This window comes from Demequina aestuarii (assembly GCF_000975095.1).
GTDB lineage: Bacteria > Actinomycetota > Actinomycetes > Actinomycetales > Demequinaceae > Demequina > Demequina aestuarii.
Genome location: NZ_BBRD01000001.1, coordinates 436,337 through 452,159, shown reverse-complemented (window position 1 = coordinate 452,159; position 15,823 = coordinate 436,337). Strand labels below are relative to the sequence as shown.

Below are 15,823 nucleotides of genomic sequence, written 5' to 3'. Positions count from 1 at the left end.
GGGGGTGGGAGGGTCGGCGCGCCTACTTGAGGCGGGCAGCCAGGTTCTGGTCGAGGGTCGCGAGGAACTCCTCGGTGGTCTGCCACTCCTGGTCGGAACCGACCAGCGCAGCGAGATCCTTGGTCATCGCGCCGGACTCGACCGACTTCACGATGACGTCTTCGAGGGTCTCGGCGAAGCCGGTGACCTCGGGGGTGCCGTCGAGCTTGCCGCGGTGCTTGAGACCGCCCGTCCACGCGAAGATCGACGCGATCGGGTTGGTGGAGGTGGGCTTGCCCTCCTGGTGCTGACGGAAGTGGCGGGTCACCGTGCCGTGAGCGGCCTCCGCCTCCACGGTCTTGCCGTCCGGCGTCATCAGCACGGACGTCATGAGGCCCAGCGAGCCGAAGCCCTGCGCCACCGTGTCGGACTGGACGTCGCCGTCGTAGTTCTTGCAGGCCCAGACGTAGCCGCCCTCCCACTTCATCGCGGCGGCGACCATGTCGTCGATCAGGCGGTGCTCGTACGTGAGGCCGGCCTTGTCGAAGTCGGCCTTGAACTCCCGCTCGAACACGTCCTGGAAGATGTCCTTGAACGCGCCGTCGTACTGCTTGAGGATCGTGTTCTTGGTCGACATGTAGACCGGGTAGTTGCGCTGCAGGCCGTAGGCGAACGAGGCACGCGCGAAGTCCTCGATGGACTTGTTGAAGTTGTACATGCCCATGAGCACGCCGCCGCCCTCGGGCATCTTCACGATCTGGTGCTCGATGGGCTCCGAGCCGTCGTCCGGCGTGAAGGTGATCATCGCGGTGCCGGCGCCGGGAACCTTGAAGTTGGTCGCCTTGTACTGGTCGCCGTGCGCGTGACGGCCGATGATGATCGGCTTGGTCCAGCCGGGGACCAGGCGCGGGATGTTAGAGATGATGATGGGCTCGCGGAACACCACGCCGCCCAGGATGTTGCGGATGGTGCCGTTGGGGCTCACCCACATCTTCTTGAGGCCGAACTCCTCGACGCGCGCCTCGTCGGGCGTGATGGTCGCGCACTTGACGCCCACGCCGCGCTTCTTGATGGCGTTCGCCGCGTCGATGGTGATCTGGTCGTCGGTCGCGTCGCGCGACTCGATGCCCAGGTCGTAGTACTCGAGATCGACGTCGAGGTAGGGGTGGATCAGGCGCTCCTTGATGAACTGCCAGATGATCCGCGTCATCTCGTCGCCGTCGAGCTCGACGACCTTGCCTTCGACCTTGATCTTCGTCATGCGTGTACCTCACGGGTTCTGGGGAGTGGGGTTTCTGGTTTCCAGGCTAGTGCATCGCACCGCTGGCCCCTCCGTCCGCAGGCGCGGGAACGGCTGAGGCCCGCCACGGCACGGCCCGTCGCCGCACCCGGCCGCGGCACCCGTGCCAAGATGCCGGTGGACGCATAGCCACGCACCACCGATGGAGGATGTAGATGACCACGCCAGACCCCACCCCCGAACGCGCCGAGAGCGTCGACGCCACGGCCGAGCCCGTCGACGACGTCTTCGAGCAGGAGCTCGAGTCCGATGCCTGGGGGGACGATGAGCTCGCGGGCCCTGGCCTCGTGGCCCGCATGCTTGCCGAAGCGGCCGGAACCTTCATCCTCGTCTTCATGGGCGTGGGAGCGGTGCTCTTCGCCACGATTCTGGGGTGGGGAACGCTCGCCGTCCCGTTCGGCTTCGCCGTCGGCGTGATGATCGCGGTGCTCGTCTTCGGTCACGTGTCCGGCGCTCACGTCAACCCGGCCGTCACGGTCGGCGTGTGGCTCAGCGGCCGGTTCCCCGGCCGGGACGTCGTGCCGTACATCATCGGGCAGCTGGTGGGCGGTGCGATCGCAGGAGGCCTGTTCTTCGTTCTGCGCAGCGGCAACCCGATCCTCGACCAGGTGGGGACCCCGGTCGAGTTCATGGCTACGGCCTCGAACGGCTTCGGCGAGCGCTCACCCGTGCAGTTCGGGCTCCTGGCCGCGCTCATCGTCGAGGTCATCATCGCGGCGCTGCTGGTTGCGGTCGTCCTGTCGGTCACCTCGCTGCGCTCCAGGGTGGGCGCGGCGGCGGCGCCGGTCACCATCGGCCTCACCTTCGGCTTCCTGGTGCTGATCGCGATCCCGTTCACCAACGGCGCGCTCAACCCGGCACGCGCCACGAGCACTGCGCTCTACGCGGGCATGGATGTCGTCTCCCAGCTGTGGCTGTTCTGGCTTGCGCCGCTCGTGGGCGCGGCGATCGCCGGCCTGCTGTTCCGGGCCTTCGGGCCGGAAGAGGACCTCATCATCGTCGAGACCATCCAGGAGATCGCGGTCATCGAAGACTGACGCCTGCCGATTCACAGACAGGGCCCGGTCGCCCCTGCGACCGGGCCCTGTCTGTCGGCCGATGCGCGGGCGCAGCGAACAGCGGTGCTGGCGGAGCGGGGCCGTCAGCCCAACGGCGTGGAGAGCGCGAGGAACGTCAGCACCAGCGTGAAGGCCACGAGCAGCACCACGTCGATGTACCGACGCCGCACCGAGAACGCCCGTCCGGCCGGGAGGGTGAGCCGCGTCACAGCGCCCACGAGCGCGAGCGCGGCAAGGGCCAACGCCCCGGCCTGCACGTCCACGAGCGCGCCGACCGCGACGGCAGCCGTCACTGCGCCGAGCGCCACGAGGGCGGTACGGGACGAGGTGAGCCGAGTGCGGGGCATCAGTGGAAGAAGTGCCGCGTGCCCGTGTGATAGAGCGTGATGCCGGCCTCGTGTGCGGCGTCGATGACCTCGCCATCGCGCACCGAGCCACCGGGTGAGACGACCGCCGTGACCCCCGCATCGGCCAAGACTTGCAGGCCGTCGGCGAACGGGAAGAACGCGTCCGAGGCCGCGACGGAACCACGCGCGCGCGCGGCACCCGCCCGCTCGACCGCGAGGCGGCACGAGTCGACGCGGTTGACCTGGCCCATGCCGATGCCCACAGCTGCGCCGTCGGCGGCGAGGAGGATGGCGTTGGACTTCACGGCGCGGCACGCGCGCCACGCGAACTCGAGATCAGCGAGGGTCGCCTCGTCCGCGGCGGCGCCGGCGACGAGCTTCCACGCTCGAGCGGAGTCTCCGGGGGCGTCGATGCGGTCAGCACGCTGCACCAGCAGCCCACCGGTGATCCTGCGCCACTCGACCTGGAGTGCGCTCGGGTCCACCTCGAGCACGCGCACGTTCTTGCGCGACTGCAGGATCTCGAGCGCGCCATCCTCGAAGGAGGGGGCGACCACGACCTCGGTGAAGATCTTCGCGATCTGTTCCGCGGCTGCCACCGTGATGGCGCGGTTGGCGGCGATCACTCCGCCGAAGGCGGACACGGGGTCGGTCTCGTGGGCCTTCGCGTGGGCTTCCGCGATGTCCGACCCGACCGCAATGCCGCACGGATTGGCGTGCTTGATCACCGCGACGGCTGGCGGCGCCTGGTCATAGGCGGCGCGCAGCGCAGCATCCGCGTCGACATAGTTGTTGAACGACATCTCCTTGCCGTGCAGCTGGCGCGCGTGCGCGAGCCCGCCGGTGGCCGTCGGATCGGCGTAGACCGCTGCCGCCTGGTGAGGGTTCTCGCCGTAGCGCAGCGGCTGCAGACGCTCGAACGACGCCCCCACCCAGCGCGGCATCGGCGCCTCATCCGCGGGCGCGACTACGCTGGTCATCCACGAGGCGACGTGGATGTCGTAGTCCGCGGTGTGGCGGAACGCCGCCGCCGCGAGGGCCTGGCGCTCCGCGAGCGTGAAGCCGCCGGCGCGCACCGACTCCAGGGCGTCCTCGTACCCGGCGGGGTCGACGATCACGGCCACGGAGGCGTGGTTCTTCGCGGCCGCGCGCACCATCGACGGTCCGCCGATGTCGATCTGCTCGATCGTGGCATCCTGGCCAGCGCCGGAGGCGACGGTCTCCGCGAACGGATAGAGGTTCACCGCAACGAGGTCGAAGGGCTCGATTCCCAGGTCCTCGAGCTGGGCTCGATGCGTCTCGAGGCGACGGTCCGCCAAGATGCCGGCGTGCACCCGAGGGTGAAGCGTCTTCACGCGCCCGTCGAGGCATTCTGGGAAGCCCGTGAGGTCCTCGACACGCGTGACGGCGACGCCCGCATCGGCGATGCGCGATGCGGTGGAGCCGGTGGAGACGATCTCGACCCCCGCATCGGCCAGTCCACGGGCGAAGTCCTCGATCCCCGTCTTGTCATAGACGGAGATCAGTGCCCGTCGTACCGCCTGCCGGTCGCTCATGTGTCGCCCTTCACGTTGTTCGATGTCGCAGCGTTGTTCGATGTCGCAGTCTTCACAGACCCGCCGCCCAGTGTCACCCGTCGTCCGTCCACGGTCCACCCTTCGCGCGCCATCCGCCCCACTGTGGAGGTGACGAGGCCGCGCTCGACGCTCTTGATGCGCTCGTGGAGGCTCAGTTCGGTGTCATCATCCCAGACCTCGACCGCGGCCTGCGCGATGATCGGGCCGGTGTCGACGCCCGCGTCCACGAGCATCACCGTGCAGCCCGTGATCTTCGCACCCCCGGCCAGAGCGTCGCGCACGCCGTGTGCGCCGGGGTATGACGGCAGCAGAGCAGGGTGGGTGTTGACGATGCGACCGTCGAACATCGCGAGGCTCGGCGCACCGATCAGGCGCATGAACCCCGCGAGCAGCACCAGGTCGGGGCGGTGTCGCGCCACCTCCTCCGCGAGCGCTCGGTCCCACTCCGCGCGATCCGGGTAATCGCTGAGGGCGACCACGGAGGTCGGCACCCCCGCCTCCGCCGCGATCGACAGGCCGGCCGCGTCGGCCCGGTCCGCGATCACGGCCACGATGCGGGCGCCGTAGCCAGGGTCGCGCTGCGCGTCGAGAACCGCGCGCATGGTCGAGCCGGCTCCGGAGATGAGCACCACCAGGCGTGCGGGGGCGGTCGGGTTTGTCACGGGCCGAGCCTATCGGCATGCTTGGGGCACACCTGCAAGGAGGACCACCGTGGCAGAGGACCAGACCGCTGAGAGCCCACTGCCCCCCGGGGCACGGCGCGACAGCCGCATCTTCATGGTGCTGCTGTTGGTCACCGTGGTGCTGAACATGCTGTCGATCCCCCTCGCCTTCGGCGCGGTCCTGACCGGACCGGCCGCGGCGCTCGTAGGCATCCGCGCGTTGTGGCGGTCGATGTCGACACCCAAGGTCGCGCCCTTTCGGTACGCGATGGTCGCGGGCGTGCTGGTCTCGGCGTTCGCCACCTTCATGGGGCTCGTGCTCATCGTGTTCCGGGAGCCCGTGGAGAACCGCCAGGAGTGCATGGCGCGCGCCATCACGACGTCTGCTGAAGACGCCTGTGAGCGCGAATACATGGCGGAGGCCGAGCAGTTGGTCGACGACCTGCTTGCCCGGGTGGGCCTCACGAGGCCGTAGGAGCCTCACGGCTGCGGCTCGCCCCGGCCCGGGCCCGAAGAGCGCCCAGGGCCGCCGGGGCGCGCAGAGCCGCGGCGCCGACGGCGAGGCCAGCGGCCGTCAGCCCCAGCAGCGCCGCTGTGGTTGCGAGCGCATCGGGCCCGACCGCCTCGAGCCGCCCCGGGCCCGCCGCGCCGCTCGACGCCACGAATGCCGTCGCCATGACCAGGCACAGGGTGCATGCCGCGACGACGTCGGCCGCAAGGTCCTCGCGCCAGGTCAGTAGGGGCCTGCGCACCGCGATCCGCACCGCGAGGGCGGCGATCGCGACGAGCATCGGCGCCCACACGAGCAGTCCGCCCGACGCGGAGGGCAGCGCCCCCAGCAACGGCACGGTGGGCAGCGCGTCGACGCTGAGGTCGCCCGGCGCATAGTGGGTCCCGAGCCCCACCGCGAACCCCTGCCCTGTCAGCCATGCGACCATCCACACGATCAGCGTCGGCACGTAGGCGAGCTCCGCAATCGCGAGCACGCCCGCACTCACCGCGTCCAAGCCCAAGGCCGTCGCCGCCTCGCCGATGGCGTGCCGTCCAGCGACCGCCGCGGCGGCCCCGGCCGCGGCGGCGAGCATGACCAGGAGGCTCGCCATCGCGGCTCCTCGCCGGACGCCCGTGGTGGCCCACGCCGGCACCCTGGCAAGCGCCGAGAGGTCGGCTCCATGCGCCCGCCAGATCCCGATCGCGACCCCCACCGCAGCGAGCGCCACCGCAACGATCACCGCGGTCACCACGTGTGCCCCTTGCGAAGGTGACCCCACGACGGACGCCATGGCACCGACTCCGACGGCATACGTGGCAACCGCGAGCACCCAACTGCCCCAGGTCCGCGCGGCGAAACGTCGCGCGAGCGCCGCAAGGATCGCCCCATTGAGCACGGTGAGTCCCACGGGGATGAGCGCCACGACCGTACCGCCGACCTCTGCGGGAACGCCGTGGCCCAGCAGCCACAGGCTCGTGGCCACTGAGGATGCACCCGCCCAATCCGCTCCGCCGACCCCGTTCTGAGGCGCCGATGCGGCGACCGCCAAGCTGGGTGCGAGCACCGCCAAGTAGGACAGCGCAAGGCCCTGCAGGCCGGTGAGGATCCCGCCCAGCCAGGCGGGTGCCGCGCGCACGGCCGCGACCGCGCGCCTGCCGAGGGCGCGCAGGTCTGTAGTGAGGGACCGGGACGACATGCGTCCATGGTCGCTTGGCGCCACGCGTAAACGACCCAGCGACACTCAGGCTCCTCCAGGACACACGCTCGACCCATCCGCGACACTGAGGGCACGACGGGACGCTCGGGCCGGGTCCGGGTGCGTGCGGACATGCGAACGGCCCGGTGGCGACTCCCGCCACGGGGCCGAACGCATGCCTCGCTATCGCGCGGTCAGGATCTGCCTCATGAGCTCTGCCGTCTCGGTGGGCGTCTTGCCCACCTTCACGCCGGCGGCCTCAAGGGCCTCCTTCTTCGCCTGAGCGGTGCCCGCGGAGCCGGAGACGATGGCGCCCGCGTGGCCCATGGTCTTGCCCTCGGGGGCCTCGAAGCCCGCCACGTAGCCCACGACGGGCTTGGTGACGTGTGCCTGAATGTAGGCCGCCGCGCGCTCCTCGGCGTCGCCGCCGATCTCGCCGATCATGACGATCGCGTCGGTGTCGGGATCGTTCTCGAACGCCTCGAGGCAGTCGATGTGCGTGGTGCCGATGACGGGGTCACCGCCGATGCCCACGCACGTCGAGAAGCCGAGATCACGAAGCTCGAACATCATCTGGTACGTCAGCGTGCCCGACTTCGAGACGAGACCGACCCGGCCGGGACCGGTGATGTTGGCGGGGGTGATGCCCACGTTGGACTGACCCGGCGTGATGAGGCCCGGGCAGTTGGGGCCGATGAGCCGGGTGCCCTTGGACTGCGCATACGCGAAGAACTCGGCGGTGTCCGCGACCGGCACGCCCTCGGTGATGATCACCGCGAGGCCGATGCCGGCATCGACCGCCTCGATGACGGCGCCCTTGGTGAACGCCGGCGGGACGAACAGCACGGTGACGTCCGCGCCGGTCTCCGCGATCGCATCGGCCACCGAGCCGAACACGGGGATCGACCGGGTGTCGCCCTCGACCTCGAAGTCGACCGAGGTGCCGGCCTTGCGGGGATTGACGCCGCCCACGATCTGTGTGCCGGACGCGAGCATGCGCGCCGTGTGCTTGGAGCCCTCGGAGCCGGTCATGCCCTGGACGATGACCTTGGAGTCAGAGTTGATGAAGATCGACATGTTTCGTCCTTTACGCGTTGGCGAGCTCGGCGGCCTTGGCCGCGGCTCCGTCCATGGTGGGGGCGATGGTCACAAGCGGGTGGTTGGCGGCGGCGAGGATCTCTCGACCCTCATCCACCGAGTTCCCGTCCAGTCGCACCACGAGCGGCTTGGTGGCGGTGTCGCCCAGCTGCTCGAGCGCGCCCACGATGCCGTTGGCCACCTCGATGCAGCTGGTGATGCCGCCGAACACGTTGACGAACACGCTCTTGACCTGCGGGTCGTTCAGGATCACGTCCAGCCCGTTGGCCATCACGGCGGCAGAGGCGCCGCCACCGATGTCCAGGAAGTTGGCGGGCTTCACGCCGCCGTGCTGCTGGCCTGCATACGCGACGACGTCGAGCGTCGACATGACCAGACCGGCGCCGTTGCCGATGATTCCCACGGAACCGTCGAGCTTCACGTAGTTCAGGTTCAGCGCCTTGGCCTTGGCCTCGAGCGGGTCCGCGGCGTCCTTGTCCTCCAGGGCGGCGTGATCCTCGTGACGGAAGCCCGCGTTCTCGTCCAGCGTCACCTTGCCGTCGAGCGCCACGATCGCGCCGTCCTCGGTGCGCACGAGGGGGTTGACCTCGACCAGCGTGGCGTCCTCCTCGGCGTACACGGTCCACAGCTGCTGGATCACTGCAGCGACGGGCTCCCTCAGGTCCTCCGGGAAGTTGGCCTCCGCCACGATCTCGCGCGCCTTCGCGGCGTCGATGCCGACCAGCGGGTCCACCGCCACGCGGGCGAGCGCCTCGGGGCGCTCGACGGCGAGCTGCTCGATCTCGACGCCACCCTCGACCGAGCACATCGCGAGGTAGCGACGCTCGGCACGGTCCAGCAGCACCGAGAAGTAGAACTCCTCCGCGATCTTGGCGCCCGCGGCGATCATCACGCGGTGGACGGTGTGGCCCTTGATGTCCATCCCGAGGATGGCCGCAGCGGCGGTCTCCACCTCGTCCGGCGAGTGAGCGAGCTTGACTCCGCCCGCCTTGCCGCGCCCGCCGGTCTTGACCTGGGCCTTGACGACGACGGTGCCGCCTCCCAGCTTCTCTGCGGCGGCCCTGGCCTCCGCGGGGGTCTCGGCGACGATGCCGGGCAGCACGGGCACGCCGTGCTTCTCGAACATGTCGCGCGCCTGGTACTCGAACAGATCCATGTGCGTCCTCGCTGTCGCGCAGGCGCGCTCGGGTCGCGCGCCGCGTTGGTTCGGTGGCTCTCAGCCTAGTCGCCGTGTGTTTCGCCGCGGTGACGCCTCTCGGAGCCGTACGATGACGTGCAGGGCACACGGGATGGCCGTGGCCCCGGCGCTGGGGCCGGCCGGTGTCGCGTGACGCGTGGCTGAACATCCCTATTCCAGCGGTCCCGATTGTGGTACCGTTCGCGTTGTACCAGGTACAATGCCGAATCTGAGCTGAGGGGCCCATGTCGCACACCCACCCTGACCTGTCCCTGCGTACACGCAGGGCGCTATCCACTGCCGCACTGGGACTGCTCACCGCAACGATCGCCGTCGCGCCCGCATCGGCAGTACCCGCATGCGATGGCCGCGCGGCCACTGCGGAGGACTACGCGGCGGAACTCGTGTGCGCGTCCCATGAACTCGACGGCCCGCAGGTCATCACGCTCACCGGGAGCTTCGCGGTCGGCGGCGAGTCCGCGAACGTCTACGACGGCGTCCAGCCCCTCACCGTGCAGGGTGCGGTCGCCGGCATCACCATCACGGGGCCCACGGTCGCCGAGCAGCCGTCAGGTGCCGAGGGTGCGCTCGGCACCTTCCTCACCGTGTACGGAGAAGGCTCGTCGCCGCTCCGCGACGTGGGAGCACCCCCAGTCACGCCGGACGAGGGCGGCCCCGACGTGACCGTCACGGACGTCACGATCGAGGGCTTCCAGGCCGTCGGCGCGATCAACAACTTCTCGACCCGACTCATCGAGCTCTCCGACGTATCACTGGTCGACAGCGGGGCAGGAGACTTTGACGGCTCCGCCGCCGTGTCGTCAGCCGGAGAGCTGACCATCAGCCGTTCTCACCTCGAAGGCAACGCCGGCTTCTTCGGCGGCGCTGTCAACATGCGCACTGGCGTCTACTCGCAGGGCGCGATGCAGGACCCCGTCGTCAGCGACGCGGCATCGGTCACGATCGTCGATTCGGTCTTCACGGCCAACGCCGCCATGGTGGGCGGAGCAATCCTCGTGTTCGGCGATACCCGGATCTCTGGCAGCACCTTCACGGACAACACCGCCGAGACCGGTGGGGCGATCGCTTCGTACGGCACCTCCACCACACTCGCGAACTCGCTGATGACCGGCAACACGGCCGCCCTCTCTCCGGTGTTCGGCGGGGCCTTTGAAGAACTCGCGGGAGGCGCGATCGCGGTGGACGGTTCACTGACCGTCACCGGCTCCAGGCTGACTGGCAACTCCAGCGAGGACGTCGGCGGCGCAATCGCGTTCAGCGAGAGCTTCCTGGAACGGGACGCGTCATTCGCGCTGGAGGCCTCGGAGCTGGACGACAACGCCGCATCCGGCGCGGGCGGTGCCGTGTGGTTCCAAGGCGGCGTCTCGGTCAGCGGTTCCACTGTCGCCGACAACTCGTCTGGCGACGGCGCGGGCGCCATCGTCGTGACGGGGTCAGGGAACGACGTGACTGTCGCGAACTCGACCGTCGTCGGCAACTCCTCCGACGTCGCGTCTCCTGCCCTGGCGGTCATGGATGCCGGCGCCCTCGCGGTGACTCACGCGACGTTCGTCGACAACACGTCGACCGGAGGGGCCACCGACCTCAGCGTGATCCACACCGGCACGACCACCCTCACCGCCACCGTGTGGGGATCGGGAGCGTCGGTGCCGTCGTGCGACCTGGAGGAGACCATCGCCACGACGGCCGCCAACTTCGATGTCGACGGTTCGTGCACGGACGACTGGACCGGCGAGGGCGACCTGGGGCCGGGTCTCGATCCCCAGCTGGGCGCGCTGGCCGACAACGGCGGCGCCACGCTCACCGTGGCACCCGCAGCGAGCAGCCCGCTCGTCGACGCCGTCGCAGACGGCGCCTCTGACCTCGCCGTGGACCAGCGCGGAGTCACGCGCCCCCAGGGCGAGGCGAAGGATATCGGCGCCGTCGAGGTGACGGTCGAGGATCCGGAGCCGGGCGTCGAGCCCGGACCGGTCGAGTTCCAGATCCCGACCGGCGCGGGAGCCGTCACGGCCACGGCGTCGCCCGCGATCGCGGTCACCGACGTCTCCTGGATCGCCACCGCCGACCTTGACCCCGCACCCCCGGCGGACACCATGCTGCCCTACGGCGCCCTGGCATTCACCGTCGAGGTGCCCCAGGCCGGCGACACCGTCACCATCACCCTGACGGCGCCCCGACCCTTCACCACGGTGCTCAAGTCCGGCGACGACGCATGGTCCAAGGTCGAAGGCGCCACGTTCAGCAACAACGGCACCACCGTCACCTACACGCTCACCGACGGCGGCGACCTCGACGAGGACGGCCGGGCCAACGGCTTCATCGTCGACCCCGTCGCCCTCGCCATCCAAGGCACCTTCACGGGTTAGACGCCCTACGACGCAGTGAGGGCTGGCCTCCCCCGGGGAGCCAGCCCTCACTGCTTCCTGCGCGCCGATGCGAGGGCTGGCTACTCGATGCCGTCCCCCGGACGCACGAAGCCGGACTCGTACGCCACGATGACAGCCTGGGTGCGGTCCCGCACGCTCAACTTGGTCAGGATCGCGGCAACATGTGACTTCACGGTCTCGACCGAGACGAACAGTCGCGCCGCGATCTCCGGGTTCGACAGCCCGCGGGCCAGCTCGCGCAGCACGTCCTGTTCCCGTTCGGTGAGATCCGGGAGCTCGGCGTCCTCCGGTCCGGCGAACCTCTCGATCACGGCTCGGGTGGACGCGGGGAACAGCAGCGACTCCCCCGCCGCCACCACGCGCACGGCCTCGATCAGCTCGGTGGGCGGCAGGCGCTTGAGGACGAACCCGGCCGCCCCGGCTCGCATGGCGTCGAAGACGTACTCATCGACCTCGAAGGTCGTGAGCACCAGCACCTTGGCGGCGGAACCCGATTCGACGATCAGGCGGGTGGCCTCCAAACCGTCCATTCCGGGCATGCGCACGTCCATCAGCACCACGTCGGGATGAGCGCGGCGCACCTCGGCCACGGCGGACGCACCGTCGCCGGCCTCCGCCACCACCTCCCACCCGGGCTCCGACCGCAGAATCGCGCCCAGCCCCATGCGCACCAACGGGTCGTCGTCGACGATCACGATCCTCATGCGACCACCCTGGCACGCACGCGGCTCCACCGGCAGCAGGCAGCGTCGGCATCGTCTGCCTCGGAGGAGAGCGAGAGCTCGAGCGGCAGCAGCACCATGACCTCGTAGCCGCCGTCTCGCCTGTCCCCGATCAGGCTGGTGCCTCCCAGCAGCGCCGCGCGGTCGCGGATGCCGGCGATCCCGTGGCCCCGCGCCGTCCGCGTCTGGCGGAGGGCCGCGATGGGGGCTGCGCCTGGCGCAGCCGGGCCGTTGCGCACCGACACCGCGAGCGCATCGGTCAGCTGCGCCACGTGGACGTGAATGGTCGAGCCGGGAGCATGCTTGGCCGCGTTCGTGACGCCCTCCCGCACGATGGCGTAGGCCGCGCGCGACAGCGCCGCGGGCGCAGGGCCCGCCTCGAACCGGGTCTCGACCTCGAGCCCGGCACTGCGCGCCTGGTCGACGAGTCCGGGCACGTCGTCGAGCGTCGGCAGCGGGGTGCGCGACTCGGCGTCGTCTCCCCTCATCGCGGCGATGATGCGGTCGAGCTCGCCCATCGCGACGCGCCCCCGCTCCTCGATGTTGCGCAGCGCCTGGCGCGCGAACTCCGGGTCGGCGTCGAACACGTGGGCGCCCGCGCCCGCCTGCACGATGTTCATGGTGATCATGTGGCCGATGCTGTCGTGCAGCTCCTGGTCCACGCGCACCTGAGTCTCGGCGAGCTCGGCACGCTCGGTCGCCTGAGCGACGCGCGCGTCTCCGCACGGCCCCAGCGCCCATCGCGCCAGCCCCGCGACGAGACTCGAGTAGTGGTGCGACACCCACGCGAACATCGGCACACCGATCGCCACCACCGGGGTGCCCACCAGAACCCAGCACGACACCGTATCCACGACGGACTGCGCGGTCGGCTCGTCTGCACCGGGGCCGGGGATCACGCCGAGCGCGTGGCCTGCGGCGATCAGCCACGCCCCGACGAGCGCGACCGGCACCACGATCGCGCACAGCGCGAGAGCAAAGCCGACGGGGCCCAGCACGATCCGCATCATCAGCCATGCGAGCGTCCGCCACGCCTCCACATCGTGCAGGAGCGCGTGCCCCCAGCGGCCCGCACCCGCCAGGGTGAGTGGCTGCCCTGGCGAGTGCAGACGATAGCGGCGCGGTGGGGGCTGCTCGATGCCCGCAGCGACCAGCACGTTCGCGGTGGCCCGCTCGATGTCCCCGATGGGACGCAGCGTCCACTGGGCCACGGCAGCGATCACCACTCCGACCCACACGATCACCAGCGCGATGCTCACTGCATACATGGTCAGGATGTAGGTGAACCAGACGATCGACACCGGCAGTCCCACCAGCAGGTACGCGATCTCCCGCCACGTCCGCGCGGACCACGTGACGGCGAAGTAGCGACGGATGAATGCCATGGCCCCATCGTGCCCGGCGCACGCGCTCCTGCCCACACCCAGATGTCGGAGCCGCCTCCCCCGAGCGGGGGAACGCTTATCGGCCGCCGTCACCCGGCGGCGTCGCATCGTCCCCCCGCCAGCGCGGCCGTATCGCTCGTGGGCGGGCTGTCTCCCTGGTCCAACCCTCCTAGCGTCGAACCGTCCCTGGATCTCCAAGGAGGAGACATGAGCACTGGATTCACCGGGCGCATCGCCCGCGTCACGGCCGCCCGGCCGTGGTTGACCATCATCGTATGGGTGGTCGCGCTGGCGTCCGCCGGCTACGCCGCTGGAGGGCTGGGAGATGCCCTCACTCAAGAAGAGCGCATGCTCATCACCACCGAGTCCGGGACCGTCCAGGAGCTCGACGAGGCGCTGCGCGGCGGCACCGAGGCCGATGCGTCCGGCACCGAGACCATCATCGTCACCGCGAGCGGGGGCGCCGCGTTCGGTGACGCCGCCTTCGCCGGCGCGCTCGACGAGGTGACGGAGGCAGTACGGGGCCTTGCCGGGGTGGGTGACGTGGTCGTCCCCACCGCCGAGGCGCCCTACCCCGTCTCCGAGGACGGGTCCACCGCACTGGTGAGCATCACGCTCGATCCAGGCGCCGACGGCGAGCATGCGGAGGCGTTCGCCCACGCGGTCGAGTCCGTCCAGGCCGACGGCTTCGACGTGCGCGCGATCGGACCGGCCACCGGCCAGATCGCGTTCGACACCCTCGCCGAGGAGAGCCTCATCCGGGGAGAGGCGATCGGCATCGGCGTCGCGCTCATCATCCTCGTCATCGTGTTCGGCGCACTCGTGGCCGCAGGTCTCCCGCTGCTGGTCGCACTGGTGTCGATCGTGATGGCGGTCGGTGCGACCGCCATCGTGGGTCAGGCCTTCGAACTGTCGTTCTTCGTGGTGAACATGGTGACGATGATGGGCCTCGCGCTCGGGATCGACTACAGCCTCGTGATGGTGCAGCGGTTCCGCGAGGAACTGGCCGCGGGCCGAAGCGTGATCGATGCGGTCACGGTCGCCGGGTCGACCGCCAACCGCGCGGTGCTGTTCTCCGGCATCACCGTCGTGATCGCCCTGATCGGGTTGCTGATCGTGCCGTCCACGATCATGCGATCGCTGGGTGCCGGGGCGATCATCGTCGCGACGATGTCCGTGCTGGCCTCGCTGACCCTGCTGCCCGCGGTCCTCAGGCTGCTCGGCCATCGCGTCAACAAGGGACGCGTGCCCACGTCGCATCCCGGGCGGGAGTCCCGGGCGTGGCGCACCATGGCGAACGGCGTGATCCGCAGACCGGTCGTGTGGGGCGTCGCGGGCATCGCGGTGCTGGGCCTGTTCACCGCACCGGCGACGTCCATGCGGCTCACGTTCCCGGGCATCGACTCGATGCCGGAGGACAACGACCTCCGCATCGCCTCCGAGACCCTGGTCGACGACTTCGGCCTGGGCCAGGCCGAGTCGACCGTCGTCGTGGAGAACGCCGGGGGCATCCCGGCCGAGGTGGCCTCCCTGGCGCGGGCCATCGAGGCGGACCAGGCATTCGCCGAGACCACGGTCGAGTGGATCGGCGACACGGCGTTGATCGACACCCGCGACGTGCACGACGCCGCAGATCCACTGGCCGAGCAGGCCATCGAGCGCCTGCGCGACGTCACGGTGCCCGCTGCGCTCGACGGCACCGGTGCGATCGCTCACGTGGGCGGAGACCAGGCGAGCGCCGTGGACTTCTCCGGAATGATCGCCGACATGGCCCCATGGGTCCTGCTCATCGTGCTGGGCTCGAGCTTCGTGCTGCTGCTCTTCGCATTCCGCTCGGTGGTGGTGCCGGCACTCGCCATCGCGCTGAACCTGCTGTCGACGGCGGCGGCCTTCGGGATGCTGGTCGCGGTCTTCCAGTGGGGATGGGGAGCCAGCCTGCTGGGCTTCCCCCAGGTCGACGGCATCGCGCCATGGATCCCGCTGTTCCTGTTCGCGGTGCTCTTCGGGCTGTCGATGGACTATCACGTGTTCCTGTTGAGCCGCGTCAAGGAGCGGTTCGATGCCACGGGCGACAACCGCGAGGCGGTGGCCTTCGGACTCAGTCGGACCGGGTCGCTCATCACCGGCGCAGCGCTGATCATGGTCGCGGTGTTCGGCGGGTTCGCGCTGGGCGACCTCGCGGAGTTCGCGCAGATGGGGTTCGGGCTCGCGGCCGCCGTCATCCTCGACGCCACGGTGGTGCGGTCCATCCTGGTGCCCGCGCTCATGACCATGCTCGGACGTGCCAACTGGTACCTGCCGCGATGGCTCGGGTGGCTGCCGGTCATGCGCATCGAGGGCGGGGAACCGGTGCCGGTGCCCAGGCCCGACGACGAGCGCGAGCCGGCGCTCGTGCGCGTCTGACGGCCAGACCCCGCGCGAC

At 70.1% G+C, this 15,823-nt stretch carries 13 protein-coding genes; 4 read left to right on the top strand and 9 right to left on the bottom strand.

Annotated elements, in window-relative coordinates; translation table 11 throughout:
- Nucleotides 1-22 precede the first annotated feature (22 nt).
- A complete protein-coding gene (locus tag AOP72_RS02200; RefSeq protein ID WP_062131783.1) occupies nt 23-1,240 on the bottom strand; it encodes an NADP-dependent isocitrate dehydrogenase in 1,218 nt (405 codons plus the stop codon).
- A gap of 194 nt (nt 1,241-1,434) precedes the next feature.
- Here AOP72_RS02200 and AOP72_RS02195 point away from each other — a divergent pair, with 194 nt between their 5' ends.
- Nucleotides 1,435-2,316, top strand: coding sequence for an aquaporin (locus tag AOP72_RS02195; RefSeq protein WP_062131779.1), 882 nt, complete (start codon nt 1,435-1,437; stop codon nt 2,314-2,316).
- 104 nt (nt 2,317-2,420) lie between these two features.
- Here the strand turns inward: AOP72_RS02195 and AOP72_RS02190 are convergent, their stop codons facing one another.
- From AOP72_RS02190 to purN, 3 genes are read right to left on the bottom strand one after another with little or no spacing between them, the layout of a single operon-like run.
- Nucleotides 2,421-2,684: a DUF3017 domain-containing protein gene (locus AOP72_RS02190; RefSeq protein WP_062131776.1), complete on the bottom strand. Its 264-nt coding sequence runs from the start codon at nt 2,682-2,684 to the stop codon at nt 2,421-2,423.
- Complete coding sequence (purH, locus tag AOP72_RS02185; RefSeq protein WP_062131773.1) at nt 2,684-4,240, bottom strand: bifunctional phosphoribosylaminoimidazolecarboxamide formyltransferase/IMP cyclohydrolase; 1,557 nt, start codon at nt 4,238-4,240, stop codon at nt 2,684-2,686. Before purH ends, AOP72_RS02190 begins: the two co-directional genes overlap by 1 nt.
- Nucleotides 4,237-4,923 carry a phosphoribosylglycinamide formyltransferase gene (gene purN, locus AOP72_RS02180; protein WP_084631147.1) on the bottom strand — a complete coding sequence of 229 codons (687 nt, stop codon included), beginning with the start codon at nt 4,921-4,923 and terminating at the stop codon, nt 4,237-4,239. The genes purH and purN overlap by 4 nt, the downstream gene beginning before the upstream one ends.
- Nucleotides 4,924-4,972: 49 nt before the next feature.
- Here purN and AOP72_RS02175 point away from each other — a divergent pair, with 49 nt between their 5' ends.
- Complete coding sequence (locus AOP72_RS02175) at nt 4,973-5,398, top strand: hypothetical protein (RefSeq protein WP_062131770.1); 426 nt, start codon at nt 4,973-4,975, stop codon at nt 5,396-5,398.
- Here AOP72_RS02175 and AOP72_RS02170 read toward each other — a convergent pair.
- The 3 genes from AOP72_RS02170 to sucC form a co-directional block, all read right to left on the bottom strand.
- Nucleotides 5,385-6,611, bottom strand: coding sequence for a cell division protein PerM (locus AOP72_RS02170; protein WP_062131767.1), 1,227 nt, complete (start codon nt 6,609-6,611; stop codon nt 5,385-5,387). The two genes, AOP72_RS02175 and AOP72_RS02170, sit on opposite strands and share 14 nt — an antisense overlap.
- A 183-nt stretch (nt 6,612-6,794) precedes the next feature.
- Nucleotides 6,795-7,688, bottom strand: coding sequence for a succinate--CoA ligase subunit alpha (sucD, locus tag AOP72_RS02165; protein ID WP_062131764.1), 894 nt, complete (start codon nt 7,686-7,688; stop codon nt 6,795-6,797).
- Nucleotides 7,689-7,698: 10 nt separating this feature from the next.
- Nucleotides 7,699-8,865 carry an ADP-forming succinate--CoA ligase subunit beta gene (gene sucC, locus AOP72_RS02160; protein ID WP_062131761.1) on the bottom strand — a complete coding sequence of 389 codons (1,167 nt, stop codon included), beginning with the start codon at nt 8,863-8,865 and terminating at the stop codon, nt 7,699-7,701.
- A 266-nt stretch (nt 8,866-9,131) separates the two neighbouring features.
- On the opposite strand from sucC, the gene AOP72_RS02155 reads away from it, so the two are divergent.
- On the top strand, nt 9,132-11,273 hold the full coding sequence (locus AOP72_RS02155) for a right-handed parallel beta-helix repeat-containing protein (RefSeq protein WP_062131758.1): 2,142 nt from the start codon (nt 9,132-9,134) through the stop codon (nt 11,271-11,273).
- 80 nt (nt 11,274-11,353) lie between these two features.
- Here the strand turns inward: AOP72_RS02155 and AOP72_RS02150 are convergent, their stop codons facing one another.
- Nucleotides 11,354-11,998 carry a response regulator transcription factor gene (locus AOP72_RS02150; protein WP_062131755.1) on the bottom strand — a complete coding sequence of 215 codons (645 nt, stop codon included), beginning with the start codon at nt 11,996-11,998 and terminating at the stop codon, nt 11,354-11,356.
- Nucleotides 11,995-13,401, bottom strand: a complete 1,407-nt coding sequence (locus AOP72_RS13345; protein WP_062131752.1) for a sensor histidine kinase — start codon at nt 13,399-13,401, stop codon at nt 11,995-11,997. The genes AOP72_RS02150 and AOP72_RS13345 overlap by 4 nt, the downstream gene beginning before the upstream one ends.
- Nucleotides 13,402-13,608: 207 nt before the next feature.
- Between AOP72_RS13345 and AOP72_RS02140 the strand changes: the two genes are divergently transcribed.
- Nucleotides 13,609-15,804 (top strand): MMPL family transporter, encoded by a 2,196-nt coding sequence (locus tag AOP72_RS02140; RefSeq protein WP_062131749.1) that lies wholly within the window; start codon nt 13,609-13,611, stop codon nt 15,802-15,804.
- Nucleotides 15,805-15,823 lie beyond the last annotated feature (19 nt).

Coding starts and splice junctions, on each gene's coding strand:
- AOP72_RS02200 (WP_062131783.1), bottom strand. CDS start 1,240: ATGACGAAGATCAAGGTCGAAGGCAAGGTCGTCGAGCTCGACGGCGAC.
- AOP72_RS02195 (WP_062131779.1), top strand. CDS start 1,435: ATGACCACGCCAGACCCCACCCCCGAACGCGCCGAGAGCGTCGACGCC.
- AOP72_RS02190 (WP_062131776.1), bottom strand. CDS start 2,684: ATGCCCCGCACTCGGCTCACCTCGTCCCGTACCGCCCTCGTGGCGCTC.
- purH (WP_062131773.1), bottom strand. CDS start 4,240: ATGAGCGACCGGCAGGCGGTACGACGGGCACTGATCTCCGTCTATGAC.
- AOP72_RS02170 (WP_062131767.1), bottom strand. CDS start 6,611: ATGTCGTCCCGGTCCCTCACTACAGACCTGCGCGCCCTCGGCAGGCGC.
- sucD (WP_062131764.1), bottom strand. CDS start 7,688: ATGTCGATCTTCATCAACTCTGACTCCAAGGTCATCGTCCAGGGCATG.
- sucC (WP_062131761.1), bottom strand. CDS start 8,865: ATGGATCTGTTCGAGTACCAGGCGCGCGACATGTTCGAGAAGCACGGC.
- AOP72_RS02155 (WP_062131758.1), top strand. CDS start 9,132: ATGTCGCACACCCACCCTGACCTGTCCCTGCGTACACGCAGGGCGCTA.
- AOP72_RS02150 (WP_062131755.1), bottom strand. CDS start 11,998: ATGAGGATCGTGATCGTCGACGACGACCCGTTGGTGCGCATGGGGCTG.
- AOP72_RS13345 (WP_062131752.1), bottom strand. CDS start 13,401: ATGGCATTCATCCGTCGCTACTTCGCCGTCACGTGGTCCGCGCGGACG.
- AOP72_RS02140 (WP_062131749.1), top strand. CDS start 13,609: ATGAGCACTGGATTCACCGGGCGCATCGCCCGCGTCACGGCCGCCCGG.